Raw genomic sequence first — 18,455 nt, forward strand, 5'->3', positions numbered from 1 at the left:
AGATGCCCCTTTTTATATTCCGCGGCGTTGTTTGGTGCGGGTCGCTTCGACCTCTGCATGTTTTTCCAGAACCGTGGCACTGTCAGACACTTCTGGTGTGCCGACCTCCCACCATGTGTGGCCTTCAGTTGTCCAGCCCTCATAGGGGTCGACTTTCATGACGATCACGGATGTTTTGTCGGCTGCTTTGGCGCGTATGAATGCATCGGCCAGTTCCGCAGGGTTGGCGACGGTTTCAGCGTTCGCGCCCATGGACGCGGCGTGGGCTTCGAAATCCACGGTAAAGGGATCGACAGCCGTTGGCGTGTCCGCGATCAGATTGTTGAAGCTTTCGTTTCCAGTATTGTTTTGCAGCTTGTTGATGACGGCAAAGCCACCGTTGTCCAACACCAGAACGATCAGTTTTTTGCGGGTCAAGACGGATGAATGAATATCAGAGTTCATGAGCATATACGACCCGTCACCGCAGAACACGATTGTGTCCTTGTCCGGTTCGCGCTGGCTTTGGGCGATGCGCGCGCCCCAGCCGCCGGCGATTTCATAGCCCATGCAGGAGAACCCGAATTCAACGTCGACCGTGCCGATATCTTTGGTGCGCCAATTGGCGGTGACTTCGGCAGGTAGCCCCCCCGCCGCCGCGACCACACGATCACGCGGATCGCACAGATCATTCACCACGCCGATGGCTTGGGCATAGGAGTTCACACGGTTTCCAGATGCCACGTTTCCAGTGACGTAAGCGTCCCATTTCGCGCGTTCGGACTGCGCAAATTCGGTCCATGATGTGTCAAATTTGTAGCCGCGCAGGGCCTGATGAAGATCTTTCAGCGCGACTTTGGCATCCCCGATGACAGACGTGGATTGGTGTTTCATCGCATCGTGGCGGCCTGCATTCACGGTCACAATTTTGGCGTCCTTGGCGAAGGCTGTCCATGATCCGGTGGTGAAATCCTGCAAACGCGTCCCGACTGCGATGATCACGTCGGCCCGTTCAGCCACCGCGTTGGCGCTGTCTGATCCAGTGACACCGACGGGGCCGATATTGAGCGGATGATCGGCCAGCATGTTGGCCCGTCCCGCGATGGTTTCGATCACCGGAATGTGGTGCGATTCAGCGAGCGCGGTAAGCTCTTTGACTGCCCGTGAATACTGCACCCCACCGCCTGCGATAATCACCGGACGCTTGGCCGACATGATGACGGCGCGTGCCGCTGCGATCTCGTCCTCGCAGGGACGTTGTCGGCGAATTTTATGGATCTTCTTGGTGAAAAACGCCGCCGGATAATCATAGGCCCAGCCCTGCACGTCTTGCGGCAGGCCAATGAAAGCTGGCCCGCAATCGGCAGGGTCCAGCATGGTCGCCAAGGCGTTGGGCAGCGATTGGATGATCTGCGCGGGATGGGTGATGCGATCCCAATACCGGCTGACCGATTTGAAGGCGTCATTCACACCAACGGTCGGATTGCCGAAGTGTTCAAGCTGCTGCAAGACCGGATCAGGCAGACGGGTCAGGAACGTATCCCCGCACAGCATCAACATCGGCAAGCGGTTCGCATGCGCGAGCGCGGCACTGGTCAAAAGGTTCGTTGTGCCAGGGCCAGCGGAAGCCGTGCAAAACATAAAGCGCTGACGCAGCCACTGTTTGGCATATGCTGCGGCTGCGAATCCCATGCCCTGTTCGTTTTGCCCGCGGTACAGCGGCAATGTGTCCTGCACGCCATACAGTGCCTCGCCCAGACAGGTGACATTGCCGTGGCCAAAAATGCCAAACCCACCGCCGCAGACGCGCAGGTTTTCACCGTCAATTTCAATGAATTGATTGTCCAGATAGCGAATGATCGCTTGCGCCGTGGTCAGGCGGATGGTCGCGTCGGTCATGCTGGTTTGTTCCCCAGATTCATATGATGGCATCGATTGCGGCTTGCAGGTTTCAGACTCAGACGATAACCATTTTGCAACCGGTTGCAAACTGGTTTTCAGAAAAGGAATGGTCGTGGCAGAGCCAAGGACAGAAATCGGTATCGGAGTTTTGGGTGGGGGCTACATGGGCAAGGCCCATTCGGTCGCCATGGCGTCCGTTGGCGCTGTGTTCGACACGGTGCTACGTCCGCGATTGGAAATGATCTGTGCGTCGAGCCCTGCATCGGCTGAACGTTACCGCGCGGCATACGGGTTCGCGCGGGCGACGCACGATTGGCGCGCGTTGGTCGAAGATCCGCGTGTTGATGCGATCGTTATTGCCACGCCACAATCCACCCACCGCGCGATTGCCGAGGCTGCGTTTGCTTTGGGTAAGGCCGTCCTGTGTGAAAAACCCATGGGCGCTGATTTTGCTGATGCCACGGCGATGGTCGCAGCCGCTGAAAAAAACGGCACCGCCAATATGGTTGCCTACAACTACATTCGCACGCCAGCGTCACAATATGCCCGCAAGCTGATTGCAGATGGCGTTATTGGCGATGTGACGTGGTTTCGTGGCGAACATACCGAGGATTTTCTGGCGGACCCAAACGCGCCTGCGACATGGCGCACGACTGGAATGGCGAATGGAACTATGGGCGATCTTGCGCCCCATATGATCAACGCGGCCTTGGCGCTGATCGGCCCGATTGATAGTCTAATCGCCGAGGTTGAGACCGTTCACAAGACCCGCCCCGGTGGGGAGGTGAGCAACGATGATCACGCCCAAATCATGTGTCGGTTCGTAGGCGGCACCATGGGGCACATGTTTTTCAGCCGCATCGCGACGGGCCGCAAGATGGGCTATACCTATGAAATTACAGGCACAAAAGGTGCGATAAAATTCGATCAAGAAGACCAGAACGCGATCTGGCTTTATAAGATGGATGATGCTGAGGCCGAGCGCGGCTTTCGCAAAATTCTGACTGGACCCGCGCATCCTGATTATGAACCGTTTTGCCAAGGGCCCGGTCATGGCACGGGGTATCAAGACCAGATCATCATAGAAGCGCGCGATTTCCTGCATGCTATCCACAGCGGCCAACCTGTTTGGCCCACGTTTCGCGACGGGCTCGATGTGGCCCGCATTGTTCATACCGCACTCCAGTCCGCGCAGACGCGCAGCTGGCTAGACGTTTCGAAAGGCTAAAAATATGACCATCCGTATCGGCAATGCGCCGTGTTCCTGGGGTATCGAATTCGCATCTGATCCCGCGTATCCCACGTGGAAATCCGTGCTGAAGCAAGCCGCTGACGCTGGATATAAGGGCATCGAACTTGGGCCTGTTGGCTTCATGCCTGAAGACCCTGTCGAGCTTGGGGAGGGTCTGGCTGAACACGATCTTGAACTGATTGGCGGCGTGGTTTTTCGCCCCTACCATGAGCCAGATGCGTGGGACGATGTGCTGGATGGTACGGTTCGGACGTGCAAAGCGTTGGCCGCGCATGGCGCACAACATCTTGTTTTAATTGATTCAATATCCCAGCGCCGCGCGCCGACGGCTGGCCGCGCGGCTGAGGCTGAACTGATGGACAAGGCTGAGTGGACGGCCTACCGCGACCGCATCAAAGAAAGCGCCAAAATTGGTGTTGATCACGGGCTGACGGTCGGCATTCACGCACATGCTGGTGGGTTCATGGACTTTGAACCCGAGCTTGAGCGCCTGCTCAATGAGGTCGATGAATCGATCCTGAAAATCTGTTTTGATACGGGCCATCATTCCTACGCGGGCTTTGATCCGGTGGCGTTCATGAAACGCCATATGGACCGCATCAGCTACATGCATTTCAAGGATATTGATCCGGTGGTAAAGGCTGACGTGGTGGCCAAACGCACCGATTTTTACACTGCTTGTGGGCAGGGTATTTTCTGTAATCTGGGGCAGGGTGATGTCGATTTTCCAGCTGTGCGCCAACTGTTGGTTGACGGCGGGTTCAAGGGCTGGTGCACGGTCGAACAAGACTGCGATCCAAGCGTTCCGGGGACTCCGATGGAAGATGCAAAGGCGAATCGTGAGTATCTTGAAGCCATTGGATTTAGCTGAAATTCGGTAGGCACATCCTGTACACAGCCTGTACACAATTTGTATGACACGCGACATACGCGACCCTGAGGAGGGACGGCACATGACACGACTAAACTGGGGCATGATCGGCGGCGGCGAGGGCAGCCAAATCGGGCCAGCACACCGACTGGGCGCACAAGCGGATGGTAATTTCGTTTTGGCGGCGGGTGCGCTGGATCATGACGCTGAAAAGGGCCGCGCCTATGCGCAATCTTTGGGGGTTGCTGCGGACCGCGCGTATGGCGATTGGCGCGAGATGTTGGCGGGCGAGACTGCGCGGGAGGATCGTGTTGATCTTGTGACCGTCGCGACACCCAATTCGACACATTTTGAGATCACCAAAGCGTTCCTTGAGGCCGGGTTCAATGTGCTGTGCGAAAAGCCGATGACCATGACCGTGGAGCAGGGTGAAGAGATCGTGAAGGTCGCTGCGAAAACTGGCAAGATTTGTGCGGTAAATTATTGTTATTCCGCCTATCCGATGGTGCGTGAAATGCGCCAGATTGTGCGCACGGGGCAGGTCGGTAAGATCCGCTTGATCGTGACGAATTTCAGCCACGGACACCATGGCGATGCGACGGACGCAGACAATCCGCGGGTAAGGTGGCGTTATGATCCGGCCATGGCGGGCGTGTCTGGCCAGTTTGCCGATTGCGGCATTCATGCGCTGCACATGGCGTCGTTCATTGCGGGCGACCAAGTGCGGACACTGTCGGCGGATTTTGCATCGACCATTGGCAGTCGCACGCTGGAAGACGACGCGATGGTGAATTTCCGGCTTGAGGGCGGCACGGTTGGGCGGCTTTGGACCAGTTCGGTGGCGATTGGTCGCCAGCACGGGTTCGACATTCAGGTATTTGGGGAAACCGGTGGCATGCGTTGGGCGTCTGAGCAGCCAAATCAGGTCTATTACACGCCCGTTGGCGGGCGCACGCAGATCATGGAAAAGGGCGAAGACGGCTTGTCTGATGAGGCATCACGTCTGAGCCGTGTCGCGATTGCGCACCCCGAAGGTTTCCCGTTGGCAGTTGCCAATATCTACGTTGATTTGGCGGCGTCGATCCGTGGTGAGGTGCGTGACGGGTTGCCGTTGGCGAGTGATGGATTGCGGTCGATGGCGGCGGTGCATCAGGCGGTTGCTTCGGCGAAGGCGGATGGCGCATGGGTTGACGCGCGACCGCCTATGTTTCGGGACTAGGGGCAGGCCGCAACGTGCCGCGTTCGACCATTTTGCAGGGGAACAGCCGGACCTCGGGGTAGCGGTCTGGATCATCGAGCATGGCGACGATCAGTTCGACGGACGAATGGATAATTTGTTCGATAGGCTGGCCGATTGTGGTCAGGTTGATGTTTTCCCATCGCGCCATTTCCATGTCGTTGAACCCGATGATGCCGATGTCGCGCGGCACGTTCAGACCGGCGTCGGCCAGCGCGGAGAGTGCGCCGATGGACAGCACATCGTCACCGCAAAAGTACGCGTCTGCGAGGGGACCTTGTGCGATCAGACGCTGCATTTCGGCGCGGCCTGCATCAAAAGAATAATCGCTGGCAAACGAGTGGCAGCGCGCGACGTTGGGATGTTTCGCGAGTTCTTGGGAGAAGCCGCGAAAGCGGTCTTGCGTCGATGTGGCAGTTTCCGGCCCCCCCATAAAGCCGACGGAGGCGTAGCGGCGTGCCACCAGTTCGCGCGCTGCCATGCGGCCACATTCGGAATTGTCGACGCCAACAACATGAACGTCTGGCGTGGTTGAAAAGCGCCCGAAACTGTTGACCACAGGCACGCCCGCATCCCGGAACGCCTTGGAAAATTCAGGCGGCAGGGTTGAGGACGCGACGATGACGCCATCGACGGAATACTGTTGCAGACGGCGCACGGCGGTCAGGGCGTCTTGTTCATCGCTCAGGTTCATCAGCAGTGGACGCAGGCCTTTGTCCTGAAGTTTGCGGGTGAACAGATCGAAGACTTGCAGGAAGATAGGGTTGTGAAAATTGTTGGACACCAGCCCGATCAATTTGGTGCGCCCCGTGGTCAGTGACGAGGCCAAGGCGTTGGGTGAGTATCCCAAATCTGACGCGGCCTTTTTGACCTTGCGGCGCATTTTTTCGGACACAGACGCGCCATCGGTAAAGGCGCGAGACACGGCTGAGGTCGAAACCCCTGCGCGGTTGGCGACGTCTTTTAGAGTGACTGGCATCGTGGTTTGATCCTACTTTTGCAAAAGGTCTCAACGTGCTTACCCAGCTTTCACTAGGATTGCAGCCTGAACTTTGTAACTTCTTTTTGCAACCGGTTGCAAAAAGAAACGACTCATGCTTTTATCTTGGCAGAAGGGGGTATTTAGTCCCTTTTTAACGGTAAGAAATGAAATTCCTTGGGAGGAAAATATGAAATTTTCGAAAGCCACTCTCTTCGCGACGGCTGCGATCTTTGCGGCGCCATTCATGGCGACCACGGCGATTGCAGACGGCCACGGTGATGATCTGACCTACATTCTCGTCAGCCACGCACCTGATTCTGACAGCTGGTGGAACACCGTCAAGAACGGCATCGCCCTCGCGGGTGATCAGATGGATGTGAACGTAGAATACCGCAATCCGCCGACTGGTGACTTGGCCGATATGGCCCGTATCATCGAACAAGCGGCAGCGTCCCAGCCAAACGGCATCATTACGACGCTGGCTGACTTTGACGTTCTTAGTGGGCCAATCAGGGCCGCTGTTGATAGCGGTGTTGACGTGATCATCATGAACTCTGGCTCGCCTGCGCAAGCACGTGAAGTTGGTGCGCTGATGTATGTTGGTCAACCTGAATACGACGCAGGCTTTGCTGCCGGTCTTCGCGCATCCGGTGACGGCGTTGGGTCGTTCCTATGCGTTAACCACTACATTTCGAGCCCGTCTTCCACTGAGCGTTGCCAAGGTTTCGCTGATGGTCTGGGCATCGAGTTGGGCAACCAGATGATCGATTCCGGTCAAGACCCGTCCGAGATCAAAAACCGTGTTATGGCTTATCTTTCGGCCAATCCAGAAACTGACGCGGTCCTGACGCTTGGGCCAACTTCGGCTGATCCGACGCTTTTGGCGCTGGACGAAAACGGCATGGCTGGTGACATCTACTTTGGCACGTTTGACCTTGGTGAAAACATCGTCGCGGGCATCAAAGCAGGCACCATTGAGTGGGGCATCGACCAGCAGCCATTCCTGCAGGCCTACCTGCCGGTTGTTGTGATGGCCAACTACCACCGTTTCGGCGTTCTGCCGGGCAACAACATTAACTCCGGTCCTGGCTTCGTGACAGCCGATGGTCTTGAGTTGGTAGAAAAGTTCGCTGGCGAGTACCGGTAGACTTAACGTCTAAACAAAGAACGGGCGGCCGTGGCTTGTGCTACGGCCGCCTTTTTTGTCTTGTTTTCTCATTTAGATTAAAGGAAATTCCGATGTCTGACGTCTCAAATGGTGACGAAAGAATAAAAGCAACGTCGAAATTCCGACTAGCCCTGATGCGCCCTGAATTGGGCGGCATGGTCGGCACGGTCGCAGTCTTTGTATTCTTTGGCTTATTTGCATTCGACAGTGGCATGTTCAATTCACAAGGCGTGATGAACTGGTCCGTGGTGTCTGCACAATTCATGATTATCGCTGTGGGTGCGTGCCTTTTGATGATCGCAGGCGAATTTGATTTGTCCGTGGGGTCGATGATCGGCTTTGCGGGGATGATGATCGCTATTTTTGGGGTGACGTTAGGGTGGCCGATGTGGATCGCCATTTTGATAACCTTTGTTATCTGCGTCGCGTTCGGGGCGCTGAACGGCTACATCGTGGTAAAAACCGGATTGCCGAGTTTTATTGTGACGCTGGCGACGCTGTTCATCCTGCGCGGCTTTACGATTTTCATTCCCCAAACGCTGGAACGCAAAACCATTATTGGCGGTATTCGCGAAGCGGCTGAGGGCGACTGGCTGGCGCCGATATTTGGCGCTGAAATCGGTGGGCCAATTTTTGTGTGGCTGGGCGACAGGGGCATTATCAATGTCTTTGAACGTGGCAATCGGGCTGGCGAACCTGTGGTGAACGGCATCCCGATGCTGATTATCTGGGCGTTGGGTCTGGTGATTGTTGGGCATTTTCTGCTGACGCGTACGCGGTTCGGCAACTGGGTTTTCGCCGCTGGTGGAGATGCTGATGCGGCACGCAATGCCGGTGTTCCGGTGAGCGCGGTCAAGATCAAGATGTTCATGTTTACCGCCTTTTGCGCCACGGTCTTTGCGGTCTGTCAGGTGATGGAATTCGGGTCCGCAGGCGCGGATCGCGGCATCCTGAAAGAGTTTGAGGCGATTATCGCGGTCGTCATCGGCGGCGCGTTGCTGACGGGTGGCTATGGATCGGTGATCGGCGCGGCCTTGGGCGCATTGATATTTGGTGTCGTTCAGCAGGGATTGTTTTTTGCCAACGTTGAATCGTCGCTGTTTCGCGTGTTTTTGGGTGTCATCCTGTTAGCGGCGGTGATCCTGAACACTTATATTCGTCGCACCATTACGGGGGAGCGTTGATATGTCTGAACCTATCATCCAGATGAAGAATATCGAAAAGCATTTCGGCAGCGTGATTGCGCTGGCGGGGGTGTCGGTGGATATCCAAGCGGGCGAATGTCATTGTCTGTTGGGGGATAACGGTGCCGGAAAATCGACGTTCATCAAGACCATGTCTGGCGTACATAAACCGACAAAAGGCGAGATCGTGTTCGAGGGTACGGCGATGAATTTCGCCAACCCGCGCGATGCGATCACAGCGGGGATTGCGACGGTGCACCAGCACCTTGGGATGATCCCGTTGATGAGCGTGAGCCGGAATTTCTTTATGGGCAATGAGCCGATCAAGAAATTCGGACCGATCAAGATGTTTGATCATGACTATGCCAACGATGTTGCCATGGCTGAGATGCGCAAGATGGGCATTAACCTGCGCGGTCCTGATCAGGCGGTTGGCACATTGTCGGGCGGTGAACGCCAGACGGTTGCGATTGCCCGCGCGGTGCATTTTGGCGCTAAGGTGCTGATTTTGGATGAACCGACATCCGCGCTGGGCGTGCGCCAGACTGCCAATGTGCTGGCGACCATCGACAAGGTCCGTAAGCAGGGCATCGCGGTTGTCTTTATCACCCACAACGTGCGCCATGCGATGGCGGTGGGCGATCGGTTTACGGTGCTGAACCGTGGCAAAACGCTGGGCACTGCATTGAAAGGCGAAATCACGCCGGAAGAATTGCAGGACATGATGGCGGGTGGCCAAGAGATGGCGACGCTTGAAGGGTCACTTGGCGGCACTGTTTAGGCTGCGATCTGGCGATTGCATCGCGCTGCCGATGCGCCCATCAAGGGGCATGGCGGCGTGAGGGGATCAGCGATGAAGACGATGCAAATCTGTGCGGTTCTGTGCGTGCTTGCATGGCCGTTGTCGGGTGCAGTCGCGGCGCAGGTGTTGCCCGACGCGGTGACGGACGGCGATTATGGTGTCACTGACGCCGCCGAAGTTCGGTTGGGTCAATTGTTGTTTTACGATGCGATCTTGTCGGGCAATCAAAATATTTCCTGTGCGACGTGCCACCATCCGACGCTGGGCACGGCGGACGGCGTGTCTTTGTCCATCGGGGACGGTGGCATTGGCTTAGGCGCGGCGCGCGTCGTTGATCCTGACAACCCGCCAGAAGAGCGTATCCCCCGCAATGCACCTGCGCTGTTCAACCTTGGGGCGCGCGAATTCACGGTGATGTTTCATGACGGGCGGCTTGAGGCCGATCCAGCCCATCCCAGCGGATTAAGGTCGCCGATGGACGCGGACATGGTGCAAGGTTTTGCGTCCGTCCTGTCGGCACAAACGATGTTTCCAGTTCTCAGCCGTGATGAGATGGCGGGATCGTATCATGAGAACGACATTGCATCGGCCGTGCGGCAAGGGCGTATTGGTGGCGTCGGCGGCGCGTGGGATTTGCTGTCGCGCCGCGTGGCTGATGTGCCGGAGTATGCGGCAATGTTTGCGGACGTCTATCCGCACGTCGATACGCCAGATGATATCGGCTTCACCGACATTTCAAACGCTCTGGCCGTGTTTATGGCGTTTGAATGGCGGTCTGATACGTCGCCGTTTGATGCGCATTTGCGGAGTGAGGCGGACCTGACAGGCGATGCGTTGGCGGGCATGGATTTGTTTTACGGGGACGCGGAATGTGCAGCCTGTCACAGTGGGGCGTTCCAGACCGATCATGCTTTTCACGCCATGGCTGCGCCGCAGATCGGCCCCGGAAAATCAGCGACGTTTGAGGACCACCACCGCGATGAGGGGCGGTTTCGTGTCACTGGCAACCCCGATGATCTGTATGCGTTCCGCACACCGTCCTTACGCAACGTGGCTTTGACGGGGCCCTATGGTCACGCGGGCGGGCACCGCGACTTGGCTGCATTCGTGGCCGATCACGCGGATCCTGTTGCCGCGCTGCAGCGGTTTGATCGTAGTCAAGTTGTGCTGCCTGCGTTTGTGGTTGGGGGCGGTGCAGCTGATGATTTCAGCGTCATGGACGACCCCGATCAAGTAGCAGCCATTGCAGGTGCGGTGCGCGTCGCCCCACTAAATTTAAGCGACGGCGATATCGCGCAGATCGTCACCTTTCTTAGCAGTCTAACCGATCCGGTGGCTGTCACAGGGCGGTTGGGTATTCCAAAAACCCTGCCAAGTGGTCTGCCGCTGCCTTAGTTTTCGTCTTGGGGTCTGTTGATGCGGAGGGTTTGGTTGGCGTCGGCCGCATGGCGGCTTTGCGTGCCATCGGGCCAGACGATCACGATGGTCGCAGTGTCTGCCATGCCGAGCCCGAAGTGGCGCGGCAAAATTTGCCCCCCTGCATGGCCGCCGCCGATGACATTCTGGATCGACTGCATGCCCTGCGGTGTTTCTATGTGAATGGTCGCGCCAATCGCGTCGCGGTTGCCGCCGGTTTGGTGCAAGGACACCCACAGCCAATTGCCAGTATTTTGCGTGGTGTTTCGATACAGTTCAAGCGGGGCGCGGCGATTTACCACGATCAAATCAAGCCGACCGTCTTGGTCGAAATCCGCCAGCGCTGCACCGCGGGACCGGTCGGTGGTTGCAACGCCAGCGGTCGCTGCAGCCTCAACGAATGTGGCGTTCGCCGCTTGCATCAAGAGGTTGTTGGGATCGCGCGTGGCCATGCCGGGCATCTGGTCGACGTTGCCTTTGGCGATGAACAGATCGACCCGCCCGTCGTTATCTATGTCGCCAAATTCGGCGTGCCATCCGGTTGATGGACGCCCGTCGTCACCCACATGCGGGCGCTGGGCGTAGGTGCCGATTTCGTAGGGCGCGGGGGTATAATGCCCGTTGGCGCCTGCGATTTGCAGCAGTTGATCGCCCATCGACGTCAGCATGACCTCGTCCAGCCCGTCACCTGTCAGGTCACGGCTGGCGATGCCCATGCCCCAGAGGGAAACGGTGTCCCAGCCATCGGTTTCGTCCAGAAAACGCCCCTCTGTGATGTCCCACATTTGTTCGTAGCCGTCTTTGACGTAGTAGTGGCGGTCGTTGGATAGGCGCAGTGTCGGCAGGCCACGCGCATCGTTCGCGGCGAGGATTGAAAGGGCACAAAAGCCCGGAGAGAGAGTTTGTGCGGTGTATCCCGTATCCGTTGGCCAGAAAATCGCGTTGTCATCACAGGCTTCGAATGGGCCATCGGGGTCTGTACGATCCACGTAGTTACCGATCGCGAGCGTCGGGTGCCCGTCACCGTCCCACCATGCGGTGAACGCGGTGGTCCATGCGTCGTCCGTGGGGATGCCCCAATCGGTTGTGGCATCACTGAAAGTGCAATCGCCATGACCCTTTAGCACGACGTTCGTGCCAGCCCGCATCACGAACAGATCGGTATGGCCATCCGCGTTGATGTCGATGGGGTAGGCACCAGTGACGGCGGTGAGATGCGCCAGGCGCGCATCAGTGAACAAAAAATTGCCGTCGTTGATGATCAGCTTGGCGGGGTTCGCACCACCTGCTGCGAAGATGTCCGGCAGCGCGTCGCCGTTGCAATCAAACACAGCGACACCGCCCCCAACAAAGTGGGTCCAGTCGCCGTCATAGATGTGGTCGGGCAGGGCGCTGGAACGATCTTCAAAAGTCGGATCGCCAAATGCTGACTGGCCGCAACAGGCCAGTGCAACCCCCAGTGCCCCCCGCAATGCGGGCCAAAGGTATCTCATGGGGTGCGCGCCTCTCCGCCGATCAGGGTGTCTGTGACGTTGGACAATGCCAGCGCAGCAGCGCCACGTGCCCAGACCAGATCCCCCCACGCATGGATTTCGACCTTACAGGGTTTGCGCCCTTCGTTGAGGGTCATTTTTTGCATCTCATCCAGAACGGTTTCGGCATAAAGGTAGTCGTATTGCATGCGTTCACCCGACAAGATGATCAGCGCGGGATCAAATAACTGCACGACATTAGACAGACCAAGCGACAAATAGCGCCCTGCACGGCGAAATATCGTTTCTGCGGCTTTGTGGCCGGATTTTGCCTGTTTATAAAGCGCTTCAAGCGTGGCTTGGGGGTTGTTTGCCATTGTTGGGTCATGATCCAGCGCGGTCGTCGCTTCGCGTGACAGGGCGTAGTCGGCCAAATATGCCTCAAGGCAGCCACGCTGTCCGCAGCGGCAAAGTGCACCGTCGAGCTGCACCTTTGTGTGACCCAGTTCCAGTCCCATGCCGTGGCCGCCGCGATACAGTTCATTGTTGAGAACGAGGCCCATGCCGACGCCGCTTTCGATGGTGACAACAGCGAAATTCGCCATGGCGCGCCCCTGTCCGAACCACAGTTCGGCCAGCGTCAGCATGTTGGCATCATTGTCCAGAACCATCGGCATATCAAAGCGCTGTGCGAAGGCCGCGCCGAGGTCTTCGTCGCGGGTTTGCAGCATGGACGACCAAACGACCACGCCAGAGTTATGATCGATGATACCGGGTAAGCCGATGCCGACAGCCCGCACGTCTGATTGATTTTTTCCTGAGACTTTCAAAAGCTTATGAATGATGTGTTCGGCCTCGTCCATCAGGTGGTCGACGGGGCGGCGCAGATCGGAGGAGGGCATATCGGCATCTGCAATCAGGTTTCCAGCGAAATCGAGGAGCACTGCAATGTGACGTTTAAAGGCAAGTTTGATCCCGATGACAAAGCTGGCTTCCGGAACAATTTCCAGGGCAACGCGGGGTCGACCACGGCTGCTTTCGCGGGTTGGGCGTTCCACCTCCCGCAAGAATCCGGATGCGATCAGATCGGCAGTCAATGTGGTTGCAGATCCGGCGCTGATGTTTAATGCTTGGGTAATATCGGTGCGGGCGGCCTGACCCCGTGATCGGACAAATTCAAACGTTTCTTGGCGCAATGAACGACCCGCCGTTCGTGCGCTTCTGAGCACTGGGCCGCATCCTTCTGTGGCGTCGTTCTGGAGCGTGGGCAGGGCGTTTGACATTATTTTGATCCCTGAAATTAAAGTGAGATGAAGTGGGTGGTGTTGCCGCGAATTTGGCCCCACGGTAGGGATAAAGTTTCTGTATGGCGATGAAAAAGTGTGAAACATCGTATTTTTATTTTGACAGCTAAAATAAATTGCGCGAGAAAGGCGTATCCGGTCAAACGACTCGGCCCCGTGTCGTTCAGATATGGGACAATCTGGGAGGATTGAGATGAAAAAATTATTTATGGCGGCAGCATTGTCGGCCACGGCACTTGGCACGAGCGTTTACGCAGACGGCCACGGGATTACGGTCGGCGTAAGCTGGTCCAACTTTCAAGAAGAACGCTGGAAGACTGACGAAGCTGCGATTGTTGCTGCCCTTGAAGCGGCTGGCGCGACGTACATCTCAACTGATGCGCAGTCTTCTTCCGCAAAGCAGTTGTCGGACGTCGAAAGCATGATCGCTCAGGGCGTTGATGCGCTGATTATTCTTGCACAAGACAGCGCAGCGATTGGTCCAGCTGTTGACGCGGCTGCAAACGAAGGCATTCCAGTGGTCGCATATGACCGCCTGATTGAAGACAACCGCGCATTCTATCTGACATTCGACAACGTCGAAGTTGGCCGCATGCAGGCACGCGCAGTTCTGGCGGCACAGCCGACCGGCAACTACGTGATGATCAAGGGTTCCCCAACGGACCCGAACGCAGACTTCCTGCGCGGCGGTCAGCAGGAAATCCTGCAAGCGGCAATCGACGCTGGTGACATCACGATCGTTGACGAAGCTTACACAGACGGTTGGTTGCCTGCGAACGCACAGCGCAACATGGAACAGATCCTGACAGCCAACGACAACATGGTTGACGCGGTTGTGGCATCCAACGACGGCACCGCTGGTGGCGCAGTTGCAGCCCTGACAGCACAAGGCATGGAAGGCATCGCTGTCTCTGGTCAGGATGGCGACCACGCCGCGCTGAACCGTGTGGCACTTGGTACGCAGACTGTGTCCGTTTGGAAAGACGCGCGCGATCTGGGTTACACCGCTGGTCAGGTTGCTGTTGCAATGGCCGCTGGCGCACCAATGACGTCTGTTGTTGGTTCCAGCGCATGGACGTCGCCTGCTGGCACGGACATGACATCACTGTTCCTGGCGCCAATGCCGATCACAGCTGGCAATTTGACGGCTGTTACTGACGCAGGCTGGATCACTGTTGAGGCCCTGTGCCAAGGCGTGAGCGACGGCCCAGCACCTTGTAACTAAGGTCTAACGATTTCCAGCCTGCTGTTTGATCGGCGGGCTGGACCCCTCGCATTTTTTTGAAATTTTCGCTATTGTTGACCGCAGTCGCCTAAATCTGAGCGTCTCAGCGGCAGGAGTTCACCCATGTCCGATCAAACGGCCGATGTCCCCGACGCGCAGTCAGCAACACCACCCAAACGCAGCGTGTTTCAAACGCTTGAGCTGGACACCCGTCTGCTTGGGATGATTGGCGCATTTTTCGTAATCGCGGCTGGTTTTCATCTTTATACTGGTTTCAGCAGGGCTGGATTTTCGGTGGGGATGTTCACTGAAGGCACATTTTTGACGCCGCGCAACCTGTTTAACCTGTCGATCCAGACCGCGTCTGTGGCGATCATGGCGACCGGCATGGTTTTCATCATTGTTATGCGACACATTGATTTGTCGGTTGGCGCGTTGCTGTGCACCTGCTCGGCCGTCATGGCGATGACGCAAACATCAATTCTACCGGACCTATTTAACCTCCCACTGGGTCATCCGATGATCCCTTGGATTGCGATTTTTGCAGGCCTTCTTACTGGGGTAATCATCGGGTCGTTTCAGGGTTGGCTGATTGGCTATCAACTGATCCCCGCGTTCATCGTGACGCTAGGCGGGTTTCTGATTTGGCGCAACGTAGGCTGGTTCATGACGGACGGAGCAACGATAGGCCCGCTTGATCCAACGTTTCAGTTGTTCGGCGGGATCAGTGGCACCCTTGGCGAAAGCTGGAGCTGGATCATTGGTGGCCTTGCGTCTGTCGCAGCTGTTTTTCTTTTGTTTAATGCGCGACGCACACGGGTCAGTCACGGTTTCCCAGTGAAACCTGTGGGCGCCGAAGTTGTGATCGGCGCAATCATGGTGACCGCCATTCTAGGCTTTATCGCCGTGCTGAACGCCTATGAAGTGCCGGTTCGAGTTATCGAGCGTGACTTTGCCGATTACGGATGCGCAACTGCTGAAAATTGCTCGGCCAGTTATGGTTTGCCGATCTCAGTTATTGTACTGCTTGTGGTGGCGATCATTATGACAGTCATTGCACAGCGCACGCGGTTGGGCCGCTATATCTTTGCCACAGGCGGAAACCCGGATGCGACCAAGCTGACGGGCGTGAATACGCGGCTTTTGACGGTGAAGATTTTCGCGATCATGGGTGTTCTTTGCGCCATTGCTGCGATCGTCGCGTCGGCGCGCCAGACCTATCATACCAACGACATTGGCACGCTTGACGAATTGCGGGTGATTGCAGCAGCGGTCATCGGGGGCACCGCGCTCGCGGGCGGGATCGGGACGATCTACGGCGCGATTATCGGCGCACTTATCATGCAATCATTGCAATCAGGTATGGCGATGGTTGGCGTTGATGCGCCTTATCAGAATATTGTGGTCGGGGGGGTTCTTGTCCTCGCTGTCTGGGTCGACATTCAGTATCGTAAGAAGACGGGAGCGAAATAATGGTACCTTTGGTAGAAATGAAAAACGTCTCAATCGCCTTTGGTGGTGTGCAGGCGGTGGACAAGTGTTCGATCAGTTTGGAAGCAGGCGAGGTTGTTGGCCTTTTGGGGCACAATGGTGCTGGTAAATCGACGCTGATCAAGATGTTGTCGGGCGCGTACAAAATGGACAGCGGTGAGATTTTTATCGAAGGCGAGAAGGCGGTGATCAATTCACCGCGTGACAGTCGCGATTATAACATTGAGACGATCTATCAGACGCTCGCGCTGGCAGATAACCTTGATGCCGCGAGCAACCTGTTTTTGGGGCGTGAACTGACGACCCGTTTGGGGTTTGTTGATGACGACCGGATGGAGGCAGAAACCCGCAAGATCATGGCGCGTTTGAACCCGAACTTTAAGAAGCTGAAAGAGCCTGTTTCGGCATTGTCTGGCGGCCAACGTCAGTCCGTGGCGATTGCGCGTGCAGTGTATTTCAACGCCAAGATCCTGATCATGGACGAACCGACAGCGGCGCTGGGCGTGCATGAGACCGAAATGGTCGCTGATCTGATCAAAGAGCTAAAGGCGCAGGGCCTTGGTATTTTCCTGATTTCGCATGACACCCGCGAGATGATGGAATTATGCGACCGCGTGGCGGTGATGAAAAACGGCCAGATGGTTGGCATGGAACGGGTTGAAGATGTGACCGAAGATGACATTCTGTCGATGATCATTCTGGGTAAGAACCCGAAAGCAGTGGCGGCCTAATGTTTATCGGCCTTGATCTAGGGACGTCGTCGCTAAAGGCCATTCTGATTGATGACGCACAGGACATTCTGGCAGAACATTCCGTTGCGTTGAGCGTTGAGCGCCGCCATGATGGCTGGTCCGAACAGGACCCCGCGTCGTGGTGCGCGGCGGTTGTGACGGCGCTGCGGGCATTGGCGACGCAGGCAGATTGTTCGGGGCTGAAAGGTATCGGGCTGGCTGGGCATATGCACGGCGCAACGTTGATTGGGGCTGATGATAACGTGTTGCGCCCGTGCATGTTGTGGAACGACACGCGCAGTCATGTTGAAGCGGCGGCGATGGACGATGATCCGCAGTTTCGTGCCATCACCGGAAATATCGTGTTTCCGGGGTTCACCGCGCCAAAGGTTGATTGGGTGCGCAAGAATGAACCGGACGTCTTTGCCAAGATTGCTAAGGTCTTGCTGCCGAAAGATTATTTGCGGCTATTCCTGACGGGCGAACATGTGTCCGAAATGTCGGACGCGGCGGGCACGGCTTGGCTGGATACGGGCGCGCGCGATTGGTCGGAAGATCTGTTGGCGGCGAGTCATTTGGATCGCAGTCAAATGCCGTTGTTGGTTGAAGGATCGGCCACGTCGGGGATGTTGCGGGCAGATTTGGCGGCTGAATTGGGATTGCCGTGCGCCGTTGTTGCGGGGGGTGCTGGTGACAATGCGGCTGCCGCGATTGGCGCAGGCGTTGTGAAGGACGGCACGGGGTTTGTATCGCTTGGCACATCGGGTGTTTTCTTTGCTGCCAACGCCGGGTATCGCCCCGATCCAGCCACGGCTGTGCATACGTTTTGCCACGCAGTGCCGGATACATGGCACCAGATGGGGGTTATTCTGGCGGCGACAGATGCGCTTAATTGGTTGGCGAATTTGACTGGGCAATCGGCTGGCGATTTGTCACGCGATTTGGGCGATGTGGTTGCGCCGAGCAAGACAGTGTTCTTGCCGTATTTAGGCGGGGAGCGGACGCCGCATAATAATGCCCAGATGCGCGGGCAGTTTTTGCATCTGGATCATGCGACGGATGCAAAGGCGGCGGCGCGGGCGGTTCTTCAGGGCGTCAGTTTTGCGTTTGCCGATTGTAAGGATGCGCTGGTGGCCACGGGCACCACATTGACGCGGGCTTTGGCGATGGGGGGTGGCGCGAATTCCGATCACTGGCTGTCGATGCTGGCGAGCACGATTAACATTCCGCTCGACGTGCCAAAGGCGGGCGATTTTGGTGCGGCACTGGGTGCGGCACGCCTTGGTATGATGGCGGGTGTGGGGGCCGGGATCGAGGTCGCGATGCAGCCACCCCTTGCCAAAACGGTTGAACCGGACGCCGCACTTATCGCGGCGATGGCAGAAGGCCACGCCCGTTACAAACAAGCTTATCGTGTTTTGAAGGACCTGTGATCTGGC

General features: G+C 56.9%; 15 protein-coding genes. 11 read left to right on the plus strand and 4 right to left on the minus strand.

Features of this window, described 5'->3' with window-relative positions:
- Positions 1 to 12: 12 nt before the first annotated feature.
- A complete protein-coding gene (iolD, locus tag OAN307_RS03575) occupies positions 13 to 1,878 on the minus strand; it encodes a 3D-(3,5/4)-trihydroxycyclohexane-1,2-dione acylhydrolase (decyclizing) (RefSeq protein WP_015498484.1) in 1,866 nt (621 codons plus the stop codon).
- Between the two features lie 109 nt (positions 1,879 to 1,987).
- Here iolD and OAN307_RS03580 point away from each other — a divergent pair, with 109 nt between their 5' ends.
- The 3 genes from OAN307_RS03580 to OAN307_RS03590 all read left to right on the plus strand — a co-directional run bounded on the left by OAN307_RS03580 (position 1,988) and on the right by OAN307_RS03590 (position 5,223).
- A complete protein-coding gene (locus OAN307_RS03580) occupies positions 1,988 to 3,109 on the plus strand; it encodes a Gfo/Idh/MocA family protein (protein ID WP_245540960.1) in 1,122 nt (373 codons plus the stop codon).
- A 4-nt stretch (positions 3,110 to 3,113) separates the two neighbouring features.
- Entirely contained in the window at positions 3,114 to 4,004 is an 891-nt protein-coding gene (locus tag OAN307_RS03585; protein ID WP_015498486.1) for a TIM barrel protein, read from the plus strand.
- Between the two features lie 82 nt (positions 4,005 to 4,086).
- Positions 4,087 to 5,223: a Gfo/Idh/MocA family protein gene (locus OAN307_RS03590; RefSeq protein WP_015498487.1), complete on the plus strand. Its 1,137-nt coding sequence runs from the start codon at positions 4,087 to 4,089 to the stop codon at positions 5,221 to 5,223.
- Here OAN307_RS03590 and OAN307_RS03595 read toward each other — a convergent pair.
- A complete protein-coding gene (locus OAN307_RS03595; protein ID WP_015498488.1) occupies positions 5,207 to 6,220 on the minus strand; it encodes a LacI family DNA-binding transcriptional regulator in 1,014 nt (337 codons plus the stop codon). The genes OAN307_RS03590 and OAN307_RS03595 overlap by 17 nt on opposite strands.
- A gap of 190 nt (positions 6,221 to 6,410) precedes the next feature.
- Between OAN307_RS03595 and OAN307_RS03600 the strand changes: the two genes are divergently transcribed.
- The 4 genes from OAN307_RS03600 (at position 6,411) to OAN307_RS03615 (ending at position 10,772) form a co-directional block, all read left to right on the plus strand.
- Complete coding sequence (locus OAN307_RS03600; protein WP_015498489.1) at positions 6,411 to 7,370, plus strand: sugar ABC transporter substrate-binding protein; 960 nt, start codon at positions 6,411 to 6,413, stop codon at positions 7,368 to 7,370.
- 92 nt (positions 7,371 to 7,462) lie between these two features.
- A complete protein-coding gene (locus tag OAN307_RS03605; RefSeq protein WP_015498490.1) occupies positions 7,463 to 8,575 on the plus strand; it encodes an ABC transporter permease in 1,113 nt (370 codons plus the stop codon).
- Position 8,576: 1 nt separating this feature from the next.
- On the plus strand, positions 8,577 to 9,356 hold the full coding sequence (locus OAN307_RS03610; RefSeq protein WP_015498491.1) for an ATP-binding cassette domain-containing protein: 780 nt from the start codon (positions 8,577 to 8,579) through the stop codon (positions 9,354 to 9,356).
- 72 nt (positions 9,357 to 9,428) lie between these two features.
- Positions 9,429 to 10,772: a cytochrome-c peroxidase gene (locus OAN307_RS03615; protein WP_015498492.1), complete on the plus strand. Its 1,344-nt coding sequence runs from the start codon at positions 9,429 to 9,431 to the stop codon at positions 10,770 to 10,772.
- Here the strand turns inward: OAN307_RS03615 and OAN307_RS03620 are convergent.
- Both OAN307_RS03620 and OAN307_RS03625 read right to left on the minus strand, forming a co-directional pair.
- On the minus strand, positions 10,769 to 12,286 hold the full coding sequence (locus tag OAN307_RS03620; RefSeq protein WP_015498493.1) for a CRTAC1 family protein: 1,518 nt from the start codon (positions 12,284 to 12,286) through the stop codon (positions 10,769 to 10,771). The genes OAN307_RS03615 and OAN307_RS03620 overlap by 4 nt on opposite strands.
- The gene (locus OAN307_RS03625; RefSeq protein ID WP_051067944.1) at positions 12,283 to 13,548 is read right to left on the minus strand and encodes an ROK family protein; all 1,266 of its coding nucleotides are present in this window, start codon (positions 13,546 to 13,548) and stop codon (positions 12,283 to 12,285) included. Before OAN307_RS03625 ends, OAN307_RS03620 begins: the two co-directional genes overlap by 4 nt.
- A 214-nt stretch (positions 13,549 to 13,762) precedes the next feature.
- On the opposite strand from OAN307_RS03625, the gene xylF reads away from it, so the two are divergent.
- From xylF to xylB, 4 genes are all read left to right on the plus strand, one after another.
- Positions 13,763 to 14,794: a D-xylose ABC transporter substrate-binding protein gene (gene xylF / locus OAN307_RS03630; RefSeq protein WP_015498495.1), complete on the plus strand. Its 1,032-nt coding sequence runs from the start codon at positions 13,763 to 13,765 to the stop codon at positions 14,792 to 14,794.
- Positions 14,795 to 14,917: 123 nt separating this feature from the next.
- Positions 14,918 to 16,267, plus strand: a complete 1,350-nt coding sequence (locus OAN307_RS03635) for a sugar ABC transporter permease (RefSeq protein ID WP_015498496.1) — start codon at positions 14,918 to 14,920, stop codon at positions 16,265 to 16,267.
- Positions 16,267 to 17,016, plus strand: coding sequence for an ATP-binding cassette domain-containing protein (locus OAN307_RS03640; protein WP_015498497.1), 750 nt, complete (start codon positions 16,267 to 16,269; stop codon positions 17,014 to 17,016). The genes OAN307_RS03635 and OAN307_RS03640 overlap by 1 nt, the downstream gene beginning before the upstream one ends.
- Positions 17,016 to 18,449 (plus strand): xylulokinase, encoded by a 1,434-nt coding sequence (xylB, locus tag OAN307_RS03645; RefSeq protein WP_015498498.1) that lies wholly within the window; start codon positions 17,016 to 17,018, stop codon positions 18,447 to 18,449. The genes OAN307_RS03640 and xylB overlap by 1 nt, the downstream gene beginning before the upstream one ends.
- Positions 18,450 to 18,455 lie beyond the last annotated feature (6 nt).

Origin of the sequence: Octadecabacter antarcticus 307 (assembly GCF_000155675.2) — a bacterium.
GTDB lineage: Bacteria > Pseudomonadota > Alphaproteobacteria > Rhodobacterales > Rhodobacteraceae > Octadecabacter > Octadecabacter antarcticus.